17 protein-coding genes are annotated in these 23,352 nt (G+C 36.6%); 11 read left to right on the top strand and 6 right to left on the bottom strand.

All coding sequences use genetic code 11. The annotated features are described in order from the left end of the window. Positions 1 to 130 precede the first annotated feature (130 nt). Both GXM16_RS17060 and GXM16_RS17055 read left to right on the top strand, forming a co-directional pair. Positions 131 to 1,069, top strand: a complete 939-nt coding sequence (locus GXM16_RS17060; RefSeq protein ID WP_163395701.1) for a ring-cleaving dioxygenase — start codon at positions 131 to 133, stop codon at positions 1,067 to 1,069. Positions 1,070 to 1,418: 349 nt separating this feature from the next. Further along, positions 1,419 to 1,793 (top strand): hypothetical protein, encoded by a 375-nt coding sequence (locus GXM16_RS17055; RefSeq protein WP_163395700.1) that lies wholly within the window; start codon positions 1,419 to 1,421, stop codon positions 1,791 to 1,793. A gap of 222 nt (positions 1,794 to 2,015) precedes the next feature. Here GXM16_RS17055 and GXM16_RS17050 read toward each other — a convergent pair whose 3' ends face one another. From GXM16_RS17050 to GXM16_RS17035, 4 genes are all read right to left on the bottom strand, one after another. Continuing rightward, positions 2,016 to 2,381: an SPW repeat protein gene (locus GXM16_RS17050; protein ID WP_163395699.1), complete on the bottom strand. Its 366-nt coding sequence runs from the start codon at positions 2,379 to 2,381 to the stop codon at positions 2,016 to 2,018. Between the two features lie 96 nt (positions 2,382 to 2,477). After that, positions 2,478 to 3,611, bottom strand: coding sequence for a Gfo/Idh/MocA family protein (locus GXM16_RS17045; RefSeq protein ID WP_163395698.1), 1,134 nt, complete (start codon positions 3,609 to 3,611; stop codon positions 2,478 to 2,480). A 36-nt stretch (positions 3,612 to 3,647) separates the two neighbouring features. Continuing rightward, positions 3,648 to 4,757 (bottom strand): catalase family protein, encoded by a 1,110-nt coding sequence (locus GXM16_RS17040; RefSeq protein ID WP_163395697.1) that lies wholly within the window; start codon positions 4,755 to 4,757, stop codon positions 3,648 to 3,650. 781 nt (positions 4,758 to 5,538) lie between these two features. Continuing rightward, a complete protein-coding gene (locus tag GXM16_RS17035) occupies positions 5,539 to 7,392 on the bottom strand; it encodes a glycoside hydrolase family 2 protein (protein WP_163395696.1) in 1,854 nt (617 codons plus the stop codon). A 337-nt stretch (positions 7,393 to 7,729) separates the two neighbouring features. On the opposite strand from GXM16_RS17035, the gene GXM16_RS17030 reads away from it, so the two are divergent. Next, positions 7,730 to 10,159, top strand: coding sequence for a beta-galactosidase (locus GXM16_RS17030; RefSeq protein ID WP_163395695.1), 2,430 nt, complete (start codon positions 7,730 to 7,732; stop codon positions 10,157 to 10,159). 78 nt (positions 10,160 to 10,237) lie between these two features. Here GXM16_RS17030 and GXM16_RS17025 read toward each other — a convergent pair whose 3' ends face one another. Then, positions 10,238 to 14,011 carry a pectinesterase family protein gene (locus tag GXM16_RS17025; protein ID WP_163395694.1) on the bottom strand — a complete coding sequence of 1,258 codons (3,774 nt, stop codon included), beginning with the start codon at positions 14,009 to 14,011 and terminating at the stop codon, positions 10,238 to 10,240. Between the two features lie 494 nt (positions 14,012 to 14,505). Next, on the bottom strand, positions 14,506 to 14,919 hold the full coding sequence (locus GXM16_RS17020) for a cupin domain-containing protein (protein WP_163395693.1): 414 nt from the start codon (positions 14,917 to 14,919) through the stop codon (positions 14,506 to 14,508). Positions 14,920 to 15,253: 334 nt separating this feature from the next. Here GXM16_RS17020 and GXM16_RS17015 point away from each other — a divergent pair, with 334 nt between their 5' ends. The 8 genes from GXM16_RS17015 to GXM16_RS16980 all read left to right on the top strand — a co-directional run bounded on the left by GXM16_RS17015 (position 15,254) and on the right by GXM16_RS16980 (position 23,328). Further along, a complete protein-coding gene (locus GXM16_RS17015; protein ID WP_163395692.1) occupies positions 15,254 to 16,015 on the top strand; it encodes a DeoR/GlpR family DNA-binding transcription regulator in 762 nt (253 codons plus the stop codon). Between the two features lie 49 nt (positions 16,016 to 16,064). Continuing rightward, the gene (locus GXM16_RS17010; RefSeq protein WP_163395691.1) at positions 16,065 to 17,468 is read left to right on the top strand and encodes an L-fucose/L-arabinose isomerase family protein; all 1,404 of its coding nucleotides are present in this window, start codon (positions 16,065 to 16,067) and stop codon (positions 17,466 to 17,468) included. A gap of 52 nt (positions 17,469 to 17,520) precedes the next feature. Next, positions 17,521 to 18,360 (top strand): transketolase, encoded by an 840-nt coding sequence (locus GXM16_RS17005; protein ID WP_163395690.1) that lies wholly within the window; start codon positions 17,521 to 17,523, stop codon positions 18,358 to 18,360. Then, entirely contained in the window at positions 18,360 to 19,316 is a 957-nt protein-coding gene (locus GXM16_RS17000; protein WP_163395689.1) for a transketolase family protein, read from the top strand. The genes GXM16_RS17005 and GXM16_RS17000 overlap by 1 nt, the downstream gene beginning before the upstream one ends. Beyond that, positions 19,313 to 20,233: a D-ribose ABC transporter substrate-binding protein gene (locus tag GXM16_RS16995; RefSeq protein WP_163395688.1), complete on the top strand. Its 921-nt coding sequence runs from the start codon at positions 19,313 to 19,315 to the stop codon at positions 20,231 to 20,233. Before GXM16_RS17000 ends, GXM16_RS16995 begins: the two co-directional genes overlap by 4 nt. Before the next feature lie 2 nt (positions 20,234 to 20,235). Then, entirely contained in the window at positions 20,236 to 20,847 is a 612-nt protein-coding gene (locus GXM16_RS16990) for a DUF2291 domain-containing protein (RefSeq protein ID WP_163395687.1), read from the top strand. A gap of 1 nt (position 20,848) precedes the next feature. Then, on the top strand, positions 20,849 to 22,339 hold the full coding sequence (locus tag GXM16_RS16985) for a sugar ABC transporter ATP-binding protein (RefSeq protein ID WP_163395686.1): 1,491 nt from the start codon (positions 20,849 to 20,851) through the stop codon (positions 22,337 to 22,339). Between the two features lie 113 nt (positions 22,340 to 22,452). Further along, positions 22,453 to 23,328, top strand: a complete 876-nt coding sequence (locus GXM16_RS16980; RefSeq protein ID WP_229684371.1) for an ABC transporter permease — start codon at positions 22,453 to 22,455, stop codon at positions 23,326 to 23,328. Positions 23,329 to 23,352 lie beyond the last annotated feature (24 nt).

Below are 23,352 nucleotides of genomic sequence, written 5' to 3'. Positions count from 1 at the left end.
AGAATTTGGCAATAAGCAGACAGCAAAAAAAGAGTGGCTTTTATTTCTTAATCTAGGTTAATCGATCAACAGCCATAACGGATGTAAATTTGTAATAGAAAAATCAACAACAATTTAATACACAAATATCATGGAAAATAAAATTTTAGGTTTACACCATATTACTGCTATTGCAGGTGATGCCAAACGTAACTTTAACTTTTACTCTAATATATTAGGATTAAGATTTATCAAAAAAACAGTAAATTTTGATGATCCCGGAACGTACCATTTTTACTTTGGTGACGAAGTGGGAAGCGCTGGAACAATTTTGACTTTTTTCCCATGGGGAGAAGGTATCCAGCAAGGAAAAAAAGGTTCCGGAATGGCAACAGAAATTGGGTATTCTGTTCCAAAAGGCAGTTTAGATTTCTGGCAGAAACGTTTTGAGCAATACAATGTGATTTACAACAAACCGGCAGAAAAATTTGGAGAAAAATACTTGACTTTCTTAGATCCGGACGGTTTAAAATTAGAGTTAATCGAATCTAAAACACACGATAACAGAAAGCCCTGGGAAACTGAAGAAGTAAAAGCAGATGTGGCTACTAGAGGTTTTCATAACATTACTTTGACTTTAAATAATATCAAACCAACTGCAGCTATTTTAACTGAAATATTTGGTTATAAATTAATCGATCAGGATGTTAACCGTTATCGCTACGCAACTGATACAGTAGATAATGCAGCAATTGTAGACTTGGTTGAATTGGCTGATGAAAAACGTGGTCTTAATGCAAACGGAACTGTCCATCACGTTGCTTTTAGAGTAAAAAATGATGAAGTTTTAATGCACTTCCGTGAAAAAATCGAAGCTCACGGATTGTCTATTACGCCGCAAATTGACAGAAATTATTTCCACTCTCTGTATTTCAGGGAACCAGGCGGCGTTTTATTTGAAATCGCTACCGACAATCCTGGATTTACAGTAGATGAGAGCTTAGAAGAATTAGGTAAAAACTTAAAACTTCCTTCTCAATATGAATCTGACAGAGCTGCGATTGAAGCCCATTTGGTTAAGATAAATTAATTCTAATATTTTTTCAATCCAACGATTGTATAATGTGAAAAACAAATAATTTTATTGAAATAATTAATCTTGTTGACATGGATTGCAATATCTTATCAGACAGTTTAAATGCGGAAATGATTAAAGAACAGCAAAAAACCGGTGAATAAGGATAGTTAAAAGATTTTTTTTTAACATTCAAAAAAAAAGCTTGTTGTAATTTTTGAGCAGGCATTCTAACTGTTTCTTTATGAGACAGAAGGTAATGTCAGATAGTCATCGGTCGTAATGCTGTAAATCCTGACAGTTATTTTGTAATGTAAGTGTGAGCTTATTTTCTAATTTGAGGCAAAATTAAAAATTTACTATCATGGACGATAAAATCAACACAGGAAAACTTTTTCATCAGGCAGATGGCAAGATATTGAATTCAGACAGAAAGGGCACAGACCTGAACAGCAATCCTTATGATTCTGAAAATCTCGACAATGAGTCAGACAGCGACTCAAAAGACATAACCGAACAAGACATTGAAAAGGATCTTTTAAATAATGATCCATCAGAAGGATTTGAAACAGAAGTTAACAGTTCGGTGAGCAGTGAATTTGAAACCATTGAACTGGATCAGGATAACCCGGTGAACAAAGAGTTTGAGATTGGCGAGCTCAGCAATGAAGAGATTAAAAACGATGAACTTAACGATGACCACAAAAATAATGACCGGTCCGGCAGCAAAAAATTTTAATGTATAGAGATTTTGACTCAAACAAAAAGAACTGCTGTCATCAGCAGTTCTTTCAATAATACAGCAACATGTTTTACAATCTCATATTATGTACAAGACTGTTGCTGTTTTGACTGAATGCAAACTCCACCAAAACCAAACAGTGCTTTACCGCAAAAATCAAGCATAAGGCAAAACTTAAATCTAAACCATCTTCTTTTTCTTTTCTAAATATTTAGCATATCAGAATAATCTATGCAAAGTGCTGTTATGTGTTTTTGTGGCCAAAGCTAAAAAAACAACAATGCTGCCACCAAGTAAATGAGGAAGGAACACCTTTCCTGCAAAACCGAATATCCATGGCGAAAGCGCAAAAAATATACCGGACAGAATCTCAATAAAAATATGAGCCTCCATCGGAAGGAGCTTATATATTCCGGCTTCGTAATCTGTCTGCAGACTTAAAAAGATTGTGAAAATACCAAATATATAAAAAATAAGACTTTGTACTGAATGCGCTTCTAAGCCAAATAACGATGGGACAAAAAGCAGCAACAGGCCTATTAAGTAGTCTATATAACCGTGGAATTTTGTTTCTAAAAATTTCATAACTATTAATTTATGATGCAAAATTACACTGTAAGCCTTATGGGAAATTTATATTTTAAAATAATTCCATTATATAATTAAAGGAAAAATAAAAAACTAACTGGAGGCAAGCAAAGCTGTTTTTAAGGCTTCAAACGCATCTTCAATTGTAATTGTCAATGTATGATTCTTATTCTCTATTTTACGAATCATATCCGAAAGAATAAGCTGTACACAGTTACCATAAACTTCTCCTTTTGTTTGCTGTATTTCAAATGTTCCGGAAAGCATCTGGTCAGTTTCGTAGTGTATGCCGCCTGCAAAGATTCCTTGTTTTTTTTCTTCTCCATCTGTAACAGAACCCCAGCCCTCGGGTCTGGACTCATCGCTCATTTCTCCAAATTTTTCAAAATGAGTTTCAGCCCAGCCGGGAATATTTTTAAGAAGCATTCTTGTATCTGCATTGCCCAGAATTTTGATCTTGCCTTTCATCGGCATCCAGCCTTCAATTTCAATACGAGCGAGATCATAAGCCAATTGAATGGTAGTCTGTTCGAAAAATCCAGGACCTGAGAAGGCATGATAATAAGAGGCTGTCAATCCTTCATCATACTGAACTAATGCCGAAACACGGTCGCGTTGCTGCTCATTGCGATCGTGCCAAACACCGCATACTTTTTTACGCTTTTGTCCTCCCAATGCATTTATGATATCAAAAAAATGCACGCCGTGTTCTACCATAATACCTCCGGAAACTTCCTTGTTCCAAAACCAGTGTTCTGGAGGTAATGCTTCATCCTGTGCATAATTGTTAACAACAGCATGACGGATTTTACCAAAAACTCCTTTGTTTGATAATTCTTTAATAGCCTGTATGATAGGATTGTAACGAATCATATGATCAACCGTAATCACTCTGCCTGTCTCTTTTTGAACCTCAAGAATCTGTCTGGCTTGCTCTTCTGTTATGGCTATAGGTTTTTCGAGCAGTACATGTTTTCCCGCTTTCATGGCTGCACAAGCCATTTCGGCATGAAGACCTGGCGGTGTAACAATACTCACAATATCGATTTCAGAGTCTTCTATAAGATCTTCCCAGTTTGAGTATCGTTCTAGTTTTTTCGCATCCTGAATATGCGTTCCGTGATCTGCCACAGCTGTAACCTCCACATTATCAATTTTAGACCACCAGTGGTGCAAAAATTTACCAAATCCGCCATATCCTATTATTCCAACTTTATATTTTTTCATAAATACTATTTTTATATCTGTAAAATTATCTGCTATTTAATCCGGTAGTTCTTCTATAGTTTTGGGTTCAATTAACGGCTGCACATTCATATGATGTCTGTAAAGGCTTGAGGTTTCATACGCCAGCTTTCGGACACGCATTATATTTCCTAATGGCCGGTGCTCGGGCAGGCAATGAAACGGATTAAAACTCAAAACATCATCTGCATAAACACGACGTTCAGGACTATAAGACAGCTGCGGTCTAAAAATTAGTTTTGCAACAGGCTGATAAGGACTTTCATCTTCTGGCCATTGTACAGATCCGTCTTCAACCGGCATGGTTTCAAGATTGGTACAAAGCTGTACGCCCATCTCATACTCAGCCGTTCCCTTCTCGAAGAAATCAGAAATAATTTTGGTTAAAAACGCATTTTCATCTGCATCAATAATTTTCTCATCTATTTTTTTTCCTGATAATTCTTTAATATTTTCCGAAAGTGGCTTTACATTAATTTTCGCTACGTAATTTCCGTAACGAAGAGCCGCCATGCTGAAATAGGTATCTCCCAAAATATGCGGACCCGGTGCGCTCAATTGATTGGTATCATCAGCCAATCCAACAGCGGCCAGAACATTTTGTACGCCAACAGCCGCTTTCTGTGCTATTTTCTGGACAAACTCTCCGTTTTGCGCCTGGCTTTCGAGTCCTTCCTGCATTTTTAAATATTCTTTTATAGTTCCTGTTGGAATAATCGGATAGTTAACTAACAAAAAGTCCTGAGTCATTGCATCTGCTAATTCCGGGAGCAGCTTTTGACCTTCAACACCAATTATTTTGATGGCCATTCCTCTAAATGCTGACATTTTATCGGGTACAATTGCTGACTGTGCTGTTGAGAAACGCACAATAACCGGATAAGTTTTTGGATTTCTAAATATTCCCTGCGAAAGATGTTCAGGCAGTTTATCATATATTTGAAGTTCTCCTTTTAAAATTCCGTGGCTTTTAGCATGTGCATCACGAATGGCATGACGGTATTTTTCATACATGAGTTTGTTCACCCTAGCCATAGAATCTACAATTTTCTGAGTGATTTCTTGCTCGTATGGCTGCTGCACTTCGACATTTTCATTAAAAGGAACATAATTGCGGATAGATGTCATAAGTGAAATTTTATTCCCTCTAAAATAATATTTGCGTTGAAAAACTCTTTATATAGTTTTTCCGTATTGTTACATAATCACGCGGCAATACATCAAAAACAAAATAGCCATTAAAGATGAGGTTTTGAATATTCACGGCCTTTCAGGTTTGACTATGGAGAAATGTGCAGAATAAATTTTAGACTAGATTTACTTAATTCTACAAGCAACTACTGGGAAGAGAAATGTACTTCGCAGATATATTGTTCTCTTTTACCTGGATATTTGTAGCTAAAGTAATCGGCATACATAATCTCTATTCAACTATTACTTTTGAACTTTTTTGTGGTACACTAGTCGTGTCGGTGTTTGTTCCTGTAGAGTCAAGACTTTTTCCGTCACTGCCAACTCCTGCACTTATATTGTTTTTACATGACAATAGTAATAGAGTAATCAACAGGATTACGATCAAGTTTAAATTTAAATACTTTTTCATAATAATTATTTATTGCAGTATAATTACACTTTACAGCTTTATGGTTCTTTAAATTTGATGAAATAGAATTTGGAACTATTGTATTACTAATAGCAGAGGTTATATGGCATCATCTCTTTTAATCTTGCTAAAGCCTGTTATTTACACTTAGTTTTTCGGACCTATTTCTTGGTTCGTTTTCCTAAATTCAAGCTCAGAAAAATCAGATACGAAATCAGCAATAATCTGGTTGCCCGAAAATGCATTATTTATATTGTGAAACTTATTTACTTTACGTACTATAAAGAATAGTTTTTTAGTAAACTTTTAATGGTTTGTGTCTTTCTTTTCCTGTTCTTTATAATATTCCTGCAAAATATAAAATGCTTTCTTTTTATTGCCATACTCATCAATAAGTCCTTTTCGGTTAAACCCGTTTTGATATTCCGGATTATTTCTTTTTGGAGATTTAAAATCAAATAGTATCCATGGGCTGACACCCACATAGTTTTTCGGAAATTTATTTTTAAACATATCTATTTGCTCCTTATAAAACCATTCCTGATATTCCTCGCTGAAACGGCTTTCCTTTTCGTCATTAAAACCAAATTTTGCTTCTGCTCCGGTTTCACTAATAAAGAAAGGCTTTTTATACTTACTGCCCCACTCTGCCGTTCTACAGCCATCCGGGGTTGAACCGTACCAGCCCAGATATTCATTTAACGAAACAATATCAGTAAACTCTCCCAATGGATCATCGACATAATTTACGCCTGAATTATATCTAACCTCCAGTGCCGCAGAAACCAGCCTGGTAGGATCTAATGACTTTGCATTTTTAACAAGAGTACTCATAAAAAGGTTTCTGTTTTCACTTACAGGTGTTTCATTTCCAACGGACCAAATAAATACTGATGCCCTGTTTCGATCACGTGCAATCATTTCTTTCAATTGCTGCTGTGCTTTTTTCAGCACTTCGGGATTTCCAAAATCAATTGTCCAATATACAGGAATCTCATCCCAGATCAGAATTCCGAGGGAATCAGCTGCGCGAACCATATTTTCATTATGTGGATAGTGTGACAAACGCACCATATTGCTATGCAGTTCTTTTACATAACTTAACATTTTTGAAGCATCTTTCATACTGTGCGCGCGGCGTACTTCCGGAATTACTTCTTCATGAAGGCAAATACCCCGTAAAAAAAGATCTTTACCATTCAGTAATAATTTTTCTCCTTCTACTTGTATGGTTCGGAAACCAATTTTATCTGTTAAATCTACTCCTTTATATCTTAGATTTATAGGATATAGCTTTGGATTTTTCGGTGACCATAAATTCAGATTTTTGGCGTTAAAAGCGACTGACACCGAATCGCCGTTGACTTTAAACTCTTTATTTACTTTTAATTCGGGAATTTCAACAAGGATTTTTCCATCAGTAACAGCTTCATTAAGTTTAATCCATCCCTTAACCTGCCAATTATTGCTTTTTTTAGCTGAAAGGGCATCAGTCTTCTCATCCAGCTGGATATGATACTGCTGAATAAACTGTTTAGGTAACAAAAGCAGTTTAACATCTCTCGTAATGCCACCGTAGTTCCACCAATCGGTATTTGTGGTTGGGATTTCATCAATAAAGCGTTTATTGTTGATCATGACCACAAGCTGGTTGTTGGTGTTTTTTAATAATTCGGCCGGTATCTTAAAATTAAAAGGAGTAAATCCGCCTTTGTGACTGCCAAGTTTCTTTCCATTAAGATAAATAGACGATTTATAATTTACAGCTCCAAAATAAAGATACACATCTTCATTTTCATTTATACTGGGCTTATCAAAAGATTTATGGTACCATACAGTTCCTTCATAAAACTTTAATGCTTCTACTTGTGAGTTCCAGTCACCCGGTACCTGCATGCTGTACAATCCGCTGTAACCGTGCTCAGTCCAGTCACTTTTCTTTTCGAGTACGGGTACATTCCAATATGCGCCAGGATCATTTTCTTTTCTTTCTTTTAAACGATAATCATAAGCTCCTGTTTCATAGGGATCAACAATATAATTCCAGGCTCCATTTAAAGAAACCGATTTTCTGCTTTCACTATTGACTATTAAATTCCCCTGAGCTTTTATATAATTAATTGTAAATAAACAAAGTAATATTGAAAGTTTAATTCTCATCGTCTAAAGATTTGGTGATTCATATTTCGTCGGATGCAACTCATTAACCTATTCTTTATAAAAGGTTACCGGCTTAATTTTTATAAATCTAATAAAAAAACACTTATGATTGCCAAATCTTCCTGATTTACAGTATAAATTGTTAAACAAAAAAATATACAACAAATCCCATACAGAACGGTTTTAGTTTTAAAAAATACTGAATTACGATTGATCATAATTTTAACAAAACTTAATGAATGCAAATAACACTGTTTCAGGATACAACATGATAGTTTTCTCCATTGAGAAGTATATATTTGATTAACTAACCTGAACCAATACAATAACCAAATCAATGAAAAAATATATAATTGTTGCAATAAGCATTATATTTTCTTCCACAGCGCAGTCTCAGAAAGTATACGAACTGGACACCAATGTTCCTGAAGTTGAAATACATCAAAAACTGAAACTTGGAGGTATAAATCCCAAAGAGCAAAAAATAAGTGTGAACAATTATTATATGTCCGTTGACAATAAACCGGTAATTCCGGTTGTAGCTGAGTTTCATTTTTCACGTTATCCAAAAAAGTACTGGGACGAAAGTATCCGTAAAATTAAAGCCGGAGGCGTCAATGTAATTGCAACTTATGTTTTCTGGAATCTCCATGAAGAAAAAGAAAATATATTTGACTGGAAAGGTGATAAAGATTTACGTTATTTCCTTGCATTATGCCGAAAGAATGATATTGAAGCAATAGTGCGTATCGGACCATTCTGTCATGGCGAAATACGAAATGGCGGCCTACCCGACTGGCTTTTGGGCAGGCCTTTAAACATACGCTCTAATGATCCTGTTTATTTAAAATATGTAGAAAGACTTTACAATGAGATTGGAAAACAACTCAAAGGTTTATATTACAAAGATGGAGGACCAGTTATTGGAATACAAATTGAGAACGAATACCAGCATTCGGCAGCTCCCTGGGGACTTACCTATCCGGGACAGCCTCTTGAGATGACAGCTTCAGAAAGAGATATGAATGTTACTCAGGAAGGAGTGGGAATTGCCAACACTGTTAATCCCTATTCCCAATTAGGAAACGATCACATGAAAATACTCAAATCATTATCACAGGCCGCAGGCATGGATGTACCGCTATATACAGCTACCGGCTGGGGAAATGCTGCTATTGTTCCAGACGAGAGCATCCCTGTGACAGCTGCCTACGCTTATCCTTTCTGGACACCCAAAAGAGACTACTCACCGTTTTTTCTGTACAAGGATATGCACCGTTTTCCGGATTATAGTCCCGTACGTTATATCCCAACCGATTATCCGGCATTTTCAGCAGAATTAGGTTCAGGAATTATGAGTGTTTATACGCGTCGTCCGATAGCGGTGCATAAAAGTTTTGATGCGCTGATTAACCGTTGCCTTGGAAGCGGAGCGAACGGAATAGGTTACTATATGTATCATGGAGGATCAACTCCAAAAGGAAAATCTTCTTACATGAGTGATGAAGCCTACGGACTTCCTAAAATTTCTTATGACTTTCAGGCTCCTATTGGTGAATACGGACAAATAAGAGAGGGGTTTCATCGCTTAAAACTTCTGCATTTTTTCGTGCAGGATTATGGGGAACTGCTCGCCCCGATGACAACGGTTCTACCGCAGGACGCTGCAAATCTTAAACCAGAGAACATATCTTCCCTGAGATATGCTGTGCGTAAAAAAGGCAATTCAGGATTTGTTTTTCTAAATAATTTTCAGGATGACACCACCATGGTTGCGCAGAAAAATATACGCTTAAAAATAAAAACCGGGCAAAATACTATTATGATCCCCGAAACGCGTTCGTTTGATCTTGACAGTGGTGAAAACGTTATTTTTCCTTACAACCTTGATCTTAATGGTTTTCAGCTGAATTATGCAACAGCGCAACTTCTGGCAAAAGATGACGAACTAACTGAGCCTTACTATATTTTCTTTAGCCCATCAGGTATCAAAAGCGAGTTTTCATTCCCTTCCAATACCACAATCGAAAATCTTCAGGGAATCACGACTGATAAAAATTCGAAAAGCACTATCGTTTCCTGTAATGAGGCTGTAAATGAATTCAAAGTAAAGGCTGCAGGAAAAGTGATACGTATACTTGTTATAAGCAAAGAAATGGCGTTAAAAATATACAGGATAAAAATTAACGGAAAAAGACATTTTATTTTTTCTGATGCTGTGGTCTTAGAAAACGACAAAAACATTCAGTTACTTAGTGACAGAAATCATAATTTTGATATACAAATCTATCCTAAAACTGCAATAATTCCCAAAACAGCTTTTGGAAGTTTAAAAAAACTGGATCATGCAGAAACTTTTTCTTCTTATAAAATTTCGCTTCCTCAAACTATGCTAAGCGTTGAAAGTAAGCAGATAAGTGAGAGAAAATGGGCTTTGAATCTCCCTAATTCTTTGCCAAAATATGTAAATGATGCCTACCTCACAGTAAAATATACAGGCGACACAGCAATGGGGTTTATGGATGGAGAACTTGTTACTGATGAATTTTACAAAGGCATTCCATGGCAGATTGGCCTGCGGAAATTCGTTACAGGCAAACCAAAGGAAATGGTGTTTTATTTCCGTCCGATGCAAAAAAATGCATCTTATCTTATCGATCTGCAGCCTTATCCTGAAAGTATTCCTGATTTTGAAAACAAAAAAGAATTTCTGAGCGTAAATGGTTTTACTATAAACGCTCAATACACTACAGATCTTTCATTTTAATCCATAATAATAAAACCCTATCAGAAATTTGAAATTCCTGGTAGGGTTTAACATTAAAAAGTACTTAGTCTATATAACTTATTCTTTGACAATGGTTTTATTTACAACACCATTATCAGTCATTATTTTAACTGCATATGTACCTGCAGGTGCATTGATATTCACTTTTACAATTGGGTCAGTGATTTCGTTTATTGTATAGATTTGCTGTCCAAGCATATTGAATATTAAAATCTGTTTCGCCTTTCCAATAGTACCAAGATGGATATAAAATTCATTTTTGAAGGGTACAGGATATATTTTTACTTCAGTCTTCACTTCATCAGCATCGATTGTTTCAATAGAAGCTTTTTTCGATGTACTACTGCAACTAACTGCCACAGGATTAATTCCTTCCACCTCTATTTTATCAATATTAGCCAAACCTGATGATGTAGTTGCTTCTAACCTGATAATGTGATTACCTGCAGAAAGTGCTACTGTAACTAAAGAGCTTGAATTTTCTGCCCAGGTAGTCCAATTAGTTGTGGTATTAAAAGCCGCGGTAGTCATATTAACACCATCCACAATTATCTTAGCTCCTCTTGGAGTAGTACCACCATTAGAATATCTCCATCGAAGTATATAATTTCCAGAGGAAGTATTCACAGACCACTCAATTCCTGCACCAACAGCATTATTTGCATTGGCAAAACCAGCTCCCTGAAATCCGGCGTTATTGCTGTCTATTGTGCCTTCTACAAAACAGAAACCCGTTTCATTTTCATTAATAGAAATTTCTGTAGTAGTTGTACCAGGATTAGGATCTGTATAGTTAGCAGTTCCATTTTGATTTTGATTTGTAGTAATAGCTGCTACTAATCCATTAATATAAACTTCTAAATTAGTATATACAGTGCTCAGTGTGTAAGCGGTTCCGTCTGAAATATTATTACTATTCAAACCATTGGCAGTTTCCCAGTTATCCGGCATTCCATCCTTATCTGTATCTGTAGGTGCTGTTGCTGAATTGTAAGCTGGCCATCCGCCAACATCAGATTGCGTATCTATCAAACCCTTAGTACTTCCATTTGATCCGTTATAAGTAAAAGTTCCATTAGTAGCTTCTGATACTATTCTGCTGTCCACAATATCCCTTTTAAGACTTGCCCCTACGTATGCTAATACCCTGTTGTAGGCATTTGCTGCAGAATGCGTAGTCATTTCACCAAAATTATATTCCGTATTTACACGCAGCTCAGCTTTGTTTTTTGAGGACGGATTAGGATCCACCCCATTCCAGTTATTACCAGAAGTTGTTGAATTTGCAGTTGTATAATTTCCATTTACATAAAAGCTTCCCCAGACACCTGCGGGTTGTGAGTTCGTTCCATTATCCGGACTTGGAGAAATAATTCTGTCGTTTACGCCTGAGCCTGTTGCCGGACCTGCTTTGTAATAATTATTGGTAAGATTGTATGATCCTCCTTCGGCAGCATAAGCACTGTTGCCTCCCCAGTTATAAAGAACATTATTTCTAAAATCAACCATTTCAAGATTAGGGAGTGCTGAATATCTGCTTCCACAAAAACGGGCATTTCGACTATCATGATGTGCCAGCATATTATGATGAAATGAGGCTTTTTTTCCTCCCCAGATTCCCCCATAACCGTGAGTTCCCTTATCGTGGACTGAAACACGTAAACTTTCAGACATCATGCACCACTGCATAGTAAAGTTCTCATTATCATAAAATGAAGCACATTCGTCAGTACTCCAGCTCATAGAGCAGTGATCAATGATAATATTCTTATGGTTCCGTCCGCCTATAGCGTCACCTTCATGTTGTGCCTGATCCCCCATTCGAAAACGAATATATCGGATGATTACGTTATCTGCATCAATATTTACCGAATAATTTTTCAGACAGATTCCATCCCCCGGTGCTGTCTGACCTGCAATGGTAATATCTCCATTATTAATTCTTAAATCTGAATTAAGGGCAATTATTCCCGATACTTTGAACATTACTGTCCTGGCTCCTGTTGCTGCAACTGCTTCCCTTAAACTTCCGGCACCTGAATCATTCAGGTTGGTAACGTAGATTACTCTTCCACCGCGACCACCACTGGTGTAACGTCCAAAACCCTCAGCACCCGGAAATGCCGGCGAAGTAACCGCCTGAGCAGCAGCAATCTTTTGAGTCGATGCAGTTACTGTAAAAGTTGCTGATTTTGTTGCATTTGGATTGCCACCTACTGTATTAATTGTATAATTAAAAGTACCACTGACAGTTGGGCTACCGCTAAAAGTTATGCTTTTAGCGGAATTATTGATCGTTGCTGTGATTCCGGATGGCAATCCTGACACAGTTACTGTGGCAGCATTTTCCCAATTATAATAAAATCCTGTAATAGCAGTATTTATTGCTACGGTTTGACTGGATCCTCCTGCTCCATGTTTTATTAATACAGCTGCTGCCTGAGGAGCAGAAAAGCTTATATAATTAAGATTATACAGATACCCGCTTCCGCCTTCAAAAACAAGATATACATCATGTATTCCAGAAATCTGGCTTACAGGGCATGTAAAGTTTGAATAGGCCTGCCATCCGCCAGTTGGTGTTACAGTACACGTTCCAATTACTGTACCTGACGTCCCTCCTAATCTTATAGAAATGGTGCCTCCTGTTCCTGCTGTTGAAGCTCTTGCCAGAAAACTGCCTGCACCTGAACCAAAATCTATATTTTCAAACTTAATCCAGTCACCACTATTTATATACCCAACATTATCAGTTCCTTCAGAACTTGTTTCTGTCTGAGTGCCCGATTGGCTGGTATAATTTTCGGCCTGAATAGTTTGGAAAGCAGTTCCTCCAGTTGTAACAGAGTTAATAATAGTATCCGGATTCCAGTTGTCAGTAACCTGAGGATTGGCACTATTTGCTTTTAAAACATTTAATTTTGTATAAGATGTGGCCTGAGCAGCGGTTAATTTTTTTGACCAGGAAACTCTGGATGCAGGAACATTTCCGGCTCCGGAATTATTGTATTCCGCAAAACGTGCGGTGGCCTGATTGGCAGCGTTACCCCAGTCATTCCAGCCAGCTGCCTTAATTGCATTAGTCATACTTGTATTCATAAAAGTAACAGATGCATATCCACCCCATGGGCGGCCAAGATCAGTAATATTGCTTCCTGAACCTGTAATCTGGCAGTTATTGAATACAAAACCGTAAGCCAGATGCGATGCTGTATTAGCTGCAGTTATAGAACTCCCTCCTTTTGTGTAAAGCTGGCAGTTTTGAAAATAAGCAATAGCTCCTCCAAAAATAAAGTCTGTAGTCCCTTCAAAATAACAGTTTTCGTGATAGGATCTACCACTGTGAGGATAATAAGTATCCTGATTTCCTAAAAAACGGCAGTTCTTGAAAACAGCTTTATCCGCAGTAGAGCGAACTGCAACAGCTTGTCCGACAGGGCCTGAAGAATTGGCAAAGGTAAGATTCAAGGCATAAAAGCCTGCTCCATTGATGAAAGTACTGGCTGAATTTGAAGTTCCGTAAGCAGTGCCAGTAGCCGGATTAATTTTGGATGCATAATTATTGTAGGTCAAAATAGTTCCTGTTGAACTTTGCCCTATTAATGTCAGATTGGTTTTATTTGAAGGAACGGTAATTACTTCATAATAAGTGCCATTTTTAATATAAATTTTAGTTCTGGCTGAACTATTAGAAGGAGCTGCGTTCACTGCAGCCTGCACACTGGAATAATTTCCAGATCCATCTTTGGCTACTACAATATCGTAGCTTTGTGCTTTCAGCTGAATCGTTAAGAAAGCTAAAAAAATTACTAGTAAAATGTTTTTTTTCATACTTTTTGGTTTGGTTAAGATTAGTTAAAAAGTTACCGCATTCTCATACTTGAGAATACCACAAGTATTTTTCTTGTTAAACCAAAGCTAAAAAAACAAATTTCAAATAAAGTAGACATATTGCTATTAAACAGGGGTCTAAAAGCAATATCTATAATTAATTATAAATCAATGTATTATATATAAACAGAAAAAAACAATAGAAGATCGATTAAGCGGGAGTAAATTAAACCTTCACAACCATTTCAATTTACTAAGTAAATTATCGACAAACTGTCTTGTGTATGAAATTATTTGTTCTTGCATTTTCTTAAAATGAAGAGATTAATAATTTAAGAGTTTTAAATATTGTGTTTGGTGTTTTTACAGACTGATCCTCTTGTGTTTCAGAAATTGAAACTGAGAATCTTTTCAGTTAAATGTTACTACAGATTTAACCTCAATGTCCCTTAAGCCTAAAGACGGCAAAAAAAAACATATATTAAAAATAGTTTCTATTTTGATGGATTTTCTTTGAACCAATCAACGATAGAGGGCATGTCTCTTTCGAATCCGCCAGGAATAAAAAAGTTTAAAACTCCCGATTTATGATCAGTTCTGTTTTCAAAATCATGAATGGTTTTTGAAGGGATCCTCAAAAAAGTACCTTTCTCAATATCAATCCATTTTTCACCAACCAATATCGAAGTTTTTCCTTCAATGCCATAAAATACTTCGTCATTGTCTTCGTGCTGATGTGCACCAGGACCTTTTGAGTTTGGTTCAAGCCACCATTCAGAAATACTGTATTTATTTCCAGTTTCATTTTCATCAGCTTTAAATATAGCCGTCATGGTTCCACAACTATAAGTTCTTCCCTCGCCTGATTTAAGAAATAAAACATCTTTTTGGTCTTTATTATGCTCCATTTACTCTGAGATTTTAATTCTACAATTCTGCTAACTACATATCATCACTACAAACCTTCGCAAACCACCTAAATATTGACACATGAGATGATCATTTCACTTTATACTTATATCAAAAATAACTAAAAAAAGATTGTAAATTATTAAGTTTCATATTTAATATTTATTCTTAAAAAATTTTAAATCTTTCCATTTTAAAAAATAGCAATACTTTGTTTTATTTTCTTTTACTTTCTTTTGTTTTTCTTTTACTTTGTTTTATATTTGTTATTGAATAATTTATATTTATTTGTTTTTGTTTATATTTGTTTTTCACCTACAAATAAAATATTAAATGTTACCAAATCAAAGAAGAGAAAAAATATTAGACCTTTTAAAAGAGGATGGTTTTGCAAAAGTTAACGATTTAGCCCGTTTATTTAAAGTTACCGAGGTAACTATACGCCAAGACCTTGAAAAGCTGGAAGGGGAAGGTCTTATACTCAAGGAACACGGGGGCGCAAGCATAAAAAACGTAGAAGATCAGGTACGAAGCTTCTCCTTACAACGCCAGGAAAATTTAGAGCAAAAATCGGCTATTGCCCAGAAATGCTTAGAATTTATAGAAAATGGAGATACAATTATCCTTGATTCAGGTTCAACAACAACTGAAATTGCTAAAAAACTAAAAGGCCATAAACAATTAACAGTGATTACCAATGCATTAAATATCGCATTATTATTAGGAACCGATCCGGATATTGAAGTGATAATGACAGGCGGTGAATTTAAACCTCCTACATTATCATTAACAGGGCAGAAAGCAGCTGACTTTTTCAAAGGCCTGAACGTTCAAAAATTATTTTTAGCTACAGCCGGAATCTCTTTAAAGTCAGGACTCACCTATCCCAGCATTAGTGATCTGGTAGTCAAAAAAGCTATGATTGAAGCTGCAGAAGTCACTTATCTGGTAGCAGACAGTACAAAAATTGGAAAAAGCGCTTTGGCCAGTTTAGGGGCCTTATCCTTAATTGATTATATTATTACAGATAACGGGATCGAAGAAAAACATAAAGAAGTTTTCAGGGAAAATGAAATTGAAGTAATAGTAGCTTAAAAGGAAGAAAAAAAACAAAAAAAAGAAATAAAAAACAAAAAGAAACAGAATGACAACATCAACATTAGGAGTAATAATTGGAAACAGAGATTTTTTTCCAGATAGTTTAGTCGAAAAAGCCAGATTTGAAATTATCGAAGTTTTTGCCCAATTAAATATAAAGCCTATTTTATTAGACAGTACTGATACCAAACTTGGCGGAGTAGAAACCTATAAAGAAGCACAAAAATGTGCCGACTTATTCAAAAAACATCAGGACGAAATTATGGGAGTACTTGTTTTGCTCCCTAATTTCGGGGATGAAAAAGGAGTGGCTGATACCTTAAAACTGGCTAATTTAAATGTCCCTGTTTTGATACAGGCCTATCCTGATGAATTAACCAAAATGAATGTAGTCAACAGACGTGATTCCTGGTGTGGAAAAATTTCTGTCTGTAATAATTTATACCAGTACGGTATAAAATACACACTTACAAGTCAGCACGTCATGAGTCCGTCTGATCCTGTTTTTCATAAAGACCTATTAGATTTCACAGCCGTTTGCCGGGTTGTAAAAGGAATGCGCAACGTTCGTATCGGTGCCATTGGAGCAAGACCGGGAGCATTTAATACGGTTCGTTACTCCGAGAAGATATTACAAAGACATGGTATTACCGTAACGACAGCTGATTTATCTGAAATCTTAGGAAAAGCAAATAAATTAACTGCTGATGACGACTCGGTTAAAAAACATCTGGAATCTATAAATGCTTACGTTCCTAACAGCAAAGCGCCTAATGAAGCCATGATTCAAATCGCAAAATTAGATGTGGTTTTGAAAGATTTCATGGAAGAACATGCCTTAGATGCTACTGCTATTCAATGCTGGACTTCACTACAGCAAAATTATGGCTGTAATGTATGTACAAGCATGAGTATCATGAGCGAAAATATGCTTCCGAGTGCCTGTGAGGTCGATGTAACCGGAACATTGAGTATGTATGCCATGCAATTGGCTTCAGGCTCTCCAAGTGCATTGGTAGACTGGAATAACAACTATGCCGATGATCCTGAAAAATGTGTTTTATTCCACTGTGGCAACTGGGCTAAATCATTTTTACCAGACATTCAGTTAAGCAATGCTCCTATCTTAGGAACTACCGTGGGAGTTGAAAACACATATGGTGCCTTAGACGGAAGAACACCGGCAATGCCGCTTACTTACGGAAGAATCAGCACTGATGACCCAAAAGGAATCATTAAAGTATATATTGGTGAAGGTGAACTTACGGATGATGCCCTAAATACTTTCGGAAACAGAGCTGTAGCACAAATACCTGACCTGCAAGGACTAATGCAATACATCTGTAAAAACGGATTTGAGCACCACGTAGTTATGAATGCCTCAAAAACAGCCGCAATCTTAGAAGAAGCTTTAGGTAATTATATGGGTTGGGAAGTTTACAGACACTAATCTGAAGTAATCACACTAGGTTGCAAAGTTTACAAACACTAAATGAATTAAGATGCACATTGCAGAATTAAAACGAAAATCAATAGAGAGTAGAAAAAAAATACTCAAATACATCTACAACGCAAAGGCTGGTCATACAGGAGGAAGTCTCTCAATTGTAGATATCCTGAATGTATTATACAATAATGTTATGAACGTTTCTCCGGAGAATTTCAGTTCTAAAACCAGAGATATGTTTATTCAGAGCAAAGGCCACTCTGTTGAAGCTTTGTATGTAGTTTTAGCTGACAAAGGTTTTTTTCCTGAAGAAGATTTATTATCACTTTGCAAGTACAATTCCCCTTACATAGGACATCCAACTAAATCTATTCCCGGAATTGAACAAAATACCGGCGGATTAGGACACGGTCTCCCGATTTGCGCAGGAGCGGCTTTGGCAGCAAAAAGAGATAATTCATCGGTAAAAGTGTTTACTATTTTAGGTGACGGTGAAATGGCTGAAGGCTCAAACTGGGAAGCCATGATGTTTGCCTCTCATTACAAATTAGACAACCTCTGTGCTATTTTAGATTATAATAAACTTCAAATTACAGCTCCAAATGCTGACGTTATGGGCTTAGAGCCGATTGACAAAAAACTGGAAGCTTTTGGCTGGGCAGTAGCTCATGTTGATGGTCATAATTTAGAAGAACTTTCGCAAACGCTTAACAGCTTACCACTAGAAAGCGGAAAACCTACTTTTATCATCGCACATACGACTAAAGGAAAAGGAGTCAGCTATATGGAAAACGTATTAAAATGGCATCATGGCGTTCCTTCAAAAGAACAATACGATCTGGCTATTGCAGAGTTAGACAAAGAATTACAAGAACTCGAAACTGTTTTAAAATAATGGAAGAAATAAAAACAACTGACGCCGCTAATCTCGAAGTCTTTTCTGAAGTTCTTCAGTCATTAGCAGCAACAGACAGAGATATTACGGTTGTCACAAGTGATTCTCGTGGCTCAGGAAAGCTAGTGCCGTTTGGACAAAAATATCCTGAACAAATTGTTGAAGTGGGTATTGCCGAACAAAATCTGGTAGGTGTTGCCACAGGATTAGCGAGCATGGGTAAAAAAGCATTTGCCGTCTCCCCTGCCTGTTTTCTTACGGCACGGGCTTTGGAACAAATTAAGAATGATGTCGCTTATTCTGATAATGCGGTAAAATTAATTGGGATCAGTGCCGGAGTTAGTTACGGGGCTTTAGGAACCACGCACCATAGCTTACATGATTATGCAGTGTTGAGAGCCATTAATAACATTACCATTGTAGCACCTGCTGACAATTATGAAACTGCGGAAGCCATCAAACAAGCAGCTGAAATGCAAAGCCCAATATATTTGCGTTTTGGCAAAAAAGCTATGCCTGCGAACCTAAATTCAAATGCTGCAGATTTTAAAATTGGAAAAGGACGTATTATTCAGGAAGGAAGCGATTTAACGTTTATTGCCACTGGTGAAGCAGTACTTCCTTGTGTTGAAGCGGCTCAACTTCTGAAAAAAGAATATAATATTAGCTGTAAAATAATCAGTCTTCATACTATTAAACCTTTGGATACCGAATTATTATTGGCTGCAGCCGAAAATAAAAAACCAATAATTACAGTTGAAGAGCATTCCATCAATGGCGGATTAGGCGAAGCCGTAGCTTCATTATTATTCCAAAACGGATGCTCCAACAAATTCAAAATTATAGGATTGCCGGATGATCATACTGTATCAGGCTCGCAAACCGAAATTTTCAATCATTACGGCATATCTGCTGAAGGACTAAGAAATACTGCTATAAACCTGTTAAACTTATGAAGATAAAACACCTTTCCTTAGTGCTGATTATACTGGTTTTGGTTTTAGGCTGCTCTTCAAAAGAAAAGGCCGACAAACCTAAAATTGCAGTTGTGGTTTCCACATTAAATAACCCGTGGTTCGTGATGCTGGCGGAATCAGCGGCTGAAAATGCACGAAAATTGGGTTACGAAGCCAAAATATTTGATTCGCAGAACAATCCTGCTATCGAATCGGATAATTTTGAAAACCTTATTTCTTCGGGTTATGATGCCATTCTTTTAAACCCTACAGATTCTGACGGTTCCATTTCGAGTATCCTAAAAGCTAAAACGGCTGGAATTCCTGTTTTTTGCATGGACAGAGAAGTAAATGCGGATGACGCAGCTACAAGTCAGATTCTTTCTGATAACTACTCAGGTTGTGTTGCTATCGGAATCGAATTTGTAAAAGAATTAAAAGAAAAAGGAAAGTATGTAGAAATCTTAGGACTTGTAGGCGACAATAACACCTGGGCAAGATCAGGAGGATTCCACTCTGTTGTAGATAACTTTCCTAATCTGAAAATGGTGGCACAGCAAAGCGGCAATTTTGACAGAACTAAGGCTATGGAAGTTTTAGAAACAATTATGCAGGCAAACCCTGATATTGATGCCGTATTTTGTGGGAACGATGCTATGGCAATGGGCGCTTTTCAGGCCCTGCAAGCAGCTGGTAAAGAATATAAAGTCAAAATTTTTGGGTTTGATGGTGCCGGTGATGTAGTAGAAAAAATCAGAGAAAAGAAAATTGTGGCTACAGGAATGCAGTTTCCTAAAGTAATGGCTCAGACAGCAGCCCAATATGCAGATGAGTATTTTAAAGGAAGAAAGACATTCCCTCAAAGGGTTCCGGTAGAAGTTGAACTGATCAATGCAGCAAACATAAAAGACTATTAAAGATGAAAAAAAAGTATATTTATATTTTAGCCTTCCTTATAATAGCCATTTTAGGGTACAATTCGGTGTATTTTAAAAAACTGAGTGATATAAAAAAAACACAAAAGGAATCTTTTGACTTTAAAGCTTTCGCCGATTCGATTTATTACAAAGGAATTTTAAAAAGTAAAAAAACAATTGCCTTAACTGACCTGATTACTTCCATAAAAACAAATCAGGAAGCTGCCTTTACAAAACATGGAAACAGATTAGGTATCGGAAATTCAGCTTATTTTATGATCAAAAGCACCGGAAAAATCATCGACATCAAAGATGGCATTTACACCATTGCTGACGAAAAGAATGGTGTTGTTTTCATTGACACCAAATATATTTTTGGAAATGATCTGAGAGACGCTTCCGGTTTAGTTAAACTAACCGATTTTAAAACCAATGCCCAATTTAACAAAGTATCTGAGAGCTTAAATGAGATCGTTCGAAATGAAATCCCAAAACAAACCAAAAATGTAAAAATTGGTGACAGCATTTCATTTTCAGGTGCGATCAAATTAAACAAAAAACAGACTTTGTTTACTGACCTTTTAATTATTCCGTCACAAATTAAACTTCAGTAAATTGTTACAAGCAATAAACATATCAAAAGAATTCCCGGGGGTAAAAGCACTTAATCAGGTAAATTTTAAATTTTATCCTGGAAAAGTCAACGCCATATTGGGAGAAAACGGAGCGGGAAAATCTACCCTGCTAAAAATCCTGACAGGCGTTTATACCCAATACGATGGTGAAATTCAGTTAAACGGAGAAACAGTTTCTTTTTCGAATATAAAAGAGGCACAAAATGCCGGGATTGCCATTATCCATCAGGAATTGAACCTGATTCCGGAACTTAGTGTCACCGAAAATTTATTTCTGGGAAGAGAACTAAAAACTTCACTGGGACTGTTGGATGCTGCAAAAATGGAAACGGAAGCAAAACGTCTTTTTGAAAAAATCCAATTGAACGTTTCGACAAAAACCCTGGTACAGCATCTAAAAGTTGGTGAACAGCAATTGATCGAAATTGCAAAAGCATTGTTATGTAATGCCGATGTTATTTTAATGGACGAACCTACTTCTGCCCTAAGCGACAAAGAAATAGACAACCTGCACCGTATTATTTATGAGCTTAAAAAAGAAGGCAAAACCATTGTTTACATTTCTCATAAAATGGATGAATTATTCAAAATTGCCGAAAACTATACTGTATTAAGAGACGGAAACAGCATAGATGAGGGAGAAATGAAAAACACTACGGAGCAGGAATTAATTCGAAAAATGGTAGGACGTGATGTTTTGATTGAGAAAAAAAACACCAATACTGAATTTCAAAATACCATTTTAAAGGTAGATAACCTTCACCTTGTTAATCCAAACGACAAAAAAAGAAAACTCCTTCATAACATTTCTTTCGAATTGAAAAAAGGAGAAATTCTGGGCATATTTGGTTTGATGGGGGCCGGCAGAACTGAACTTTTGGAAACCTTATTCGGTATGCATCCATCGAATAGCGTTTATAATTTAGAAATTGATCAAAAAAACACCTTTCATAAAAAACCAAAAGATGCTATTGAAAACGGATTGGCTTTTGTAACCGAAGACCGCAAAACAGAAGGACTGGTTTTAGGAATGGATATTTCATCCAATATCAGTTTGACAAACCTGCCCACTTTTGGGCTTTTGAAACCATCGAAAGACAAAACTGCTTCAAAAGATTATATTGAAAAGTTGCGCATCAAAACACCATCTGAAATGCAGTTGTGCCAAAATTTAAGTGGTGGAAATCAACAAAAAGTAGTTCTGGCAAAATGGCTCGCGACCAATCCGCAAATCTTAATGATGGATGAGCCTACACGCGGAATTGACATCAATGCTAAAAATGAAATTTACAACCTGATAAAAGAACTCGCTGCTAACCACATGAGTATCATATTAGTTTCTTCTGAAATCCCCGAAATACTAGCCCTTTCGGATCGGATTTTAGTAATGGCTGAAGGAAAAATTAAAGCTTCCTATTTAGCCTCTGAAGCGAATGAAGATAAATTATTAAAATCGGCTTTACCGGAATAATCCTCACTATAACTATGACTATCTCCTTAAACCACCCTCTTATTAAAAAATCGCAATCTTTAATTGCACTCTTTCTTTTATGTCTATTTATCAGCTTGTTGTCTGACAAATTCATGACCAGTGCCAATCTCTGGAATGTATTAAGACAAATCTCTGTTAACGTTTGTATTTCTGTCGGAATGACCTTAGTTGTTCTCATGGCTGGAATTGATCTTTCGGTAGGTTCTGTATTAGGTTTCACCGCAGCCGTCTGTGCCGGATTATTAAAAAACGGGCTTGCATTTGAGTCAATGGATTTATTTGTTGGCTTTACCGTTTTAGGCGCCATTTTAGTATCTGTACTGATTGGCCTAGTCTTAGGGCTCTTCAACGGCTGGGTAATTACGAAATTCTCCATCCCTCCTTTTGTAGCGACGCTGGCGATGTTAACCATTGCCCGTGGATTAACAATGCTTTATACAGAAGGAATTCCTATTTCTAATCTGGGGACCGCATTCGAATTTATCGGTTCAGGATGGATGTTAGGAATTCCGGTACCGGTATGGATTTCCATATTCATGGTACTGATTGTGGTTTTCTTAACTAAAAAGACAACTTTCGGAAGATATATTTATGCTATCGGGGGAAATGAAAAGGCAGCATTTTTATCAGGAATCAATATCAATAAAATTAAACTGGCAGTTTATGGAATTGCCGGAATGATGGCTGCCGTAGGTGGTGTTTTAGTAACTTCAAGGCTAAACTCAGCACAGCCAAATGCCGGTACAAGTTACGAATTGGACTCAATCGCAGCAGTAGTTATTGGCGGAACTTCACTCTCCGGCGGTATTGGTACAGTAACCGGAACTGTAATCGGAGCCGTAATTATCGGGGTACTGAATAACGGATTGGTTTTACTGGATGTCTCGCCTTTTTGGCAGCAGGTCGTAAAAGGATTCGTTATTTTATTAGCAGTAATTATTGATAAGATGAATCAAAAAAACAAATAATTCCTGTCTATACTTAATTTACTA

Origin of the sequence: Flavobacterium limi (assembly GCF_010645075.1) — a bacterium.
Lineage (GTDB): Bacteria > Bacteroidota > Bacteroidia > Flavobacteriales > Flavobacteriaceae > Flavobacterium > Flavobacterium limi.
The sequence above is the reverse complement of the archived record's forward strand: the minus strand, read 5'-3'. Positions and strand labels throughout refer to the sequence as shown.

Bases quoted from the DNA above. Each gene is read 5' to 3' on its own strand.
- GXM16_RS17060 (WP_163395701.1), top strand. From the start codon at position 131: ATGGAAAATAAAATTTTAGGTTTACACCATATTACTGCTATTGCAGGT.
- GXM16_RS17055 (WP_163395700.1), top strand. From the start codon at position 1,419: ATGGACGATAAAATCAACACAGGAAAACTTTTTCATCAGGCAGATGGC.
- GXM16_RS17050 (WP_163395699.1), bottom strand. From the start codon at position 2,381: ATGAAATTTTTAGAAACAAAATTCCACGGTTATATAGACTACTTAATA.
- GXM16_RS17045 (WP_163395698.1), bottom strand. From the start codon at position 3,611: ATGAAAAAATATAAAGTTGGAATAATAGGATATGGCGGATTTGGTAAA.
- GXM16_RS17040 (WP_163395697.1), bottom strand. From the start codon at position 4,757: ATGACATCTATCCGCAATTATGTTCCTTTTAATGAAAATGTCGAAGTG.
- GXM16_RS17035 (WP_163395696.1), bottom strand. From the start codon at position 7,392: ATGAGAATTAAACTTTCAATATTACTTTGTTTATTTACAATTAATTAT.
- GXM16_RS17030 (WP_163395695.1), top strand. From the start codon at position 7,730: ATGAAAAAATATATAATTGTTGCAATAAGCATTATATTTTCTTCCACA.
- GXM16_RS17025 (WP_163395694.1), bottom strand. From the start codon at position 14,011: ATGAAAAAAAACATTTTACTAGTAATTTTTTTAGCTTTCTTAACGATT.
- GXM16_RS17020 (WP_163395693.1), bottom strand. From the start codon at position 14,919: ATGGAGCATAATAAAGACCAAAAAGATGTTTTATTTCTTAAATCAGGC.
- GXM16_RS17015 (WP_163395692.1), top strand. From the start codon at position 15,254: ATGTTACCAAATCAAAGAAGAGAAAAAATATTAGACCTTTTAAAAGAG.
- GXM16_RS17010 (WP_163395691.1), top strand. From the start codon at position 16,065: ATGACAACATCAACATTAGGAGTAATAATTGGAAACAGAGATTTTTTT.
- GXM16_RS17005 (WP_163395690.1), top strand. From the start codon at position 17,521: ATGCACATTGCAGAATTAAAACGAAAATCAATAGAGAGTAGAAAAAAA.
- GXM16_RS17000 (WP_163395689.1), top strand. From the start codon at position 18,360: ATGGAAGAAATAAAAACAACTGACGCCGCTAATCTCGAAGTCTTTTCT.
- GXM16_RS16995 (WP_163395688.1), top strand. From the start codon at position 19,313: ATGAAGATAAAACACCTTTCCTTAGTGCTGATTATACTGGTTTTGGTT.
- GXM16_RS16990 (WP_163395687.1), top strand. From the start codon at position 20,236: ATGAAAAAAAAGTATATTTATATTTTAGCCTTCCTTATAATAGCCATT.
- GXM16_RS16980 (WP_229684371.1), top strand. From the start codon at position 22,453: ATGACCAGTGCCAATCTCTGGAATGTATTAAGACAAATCTCTGTTAAC.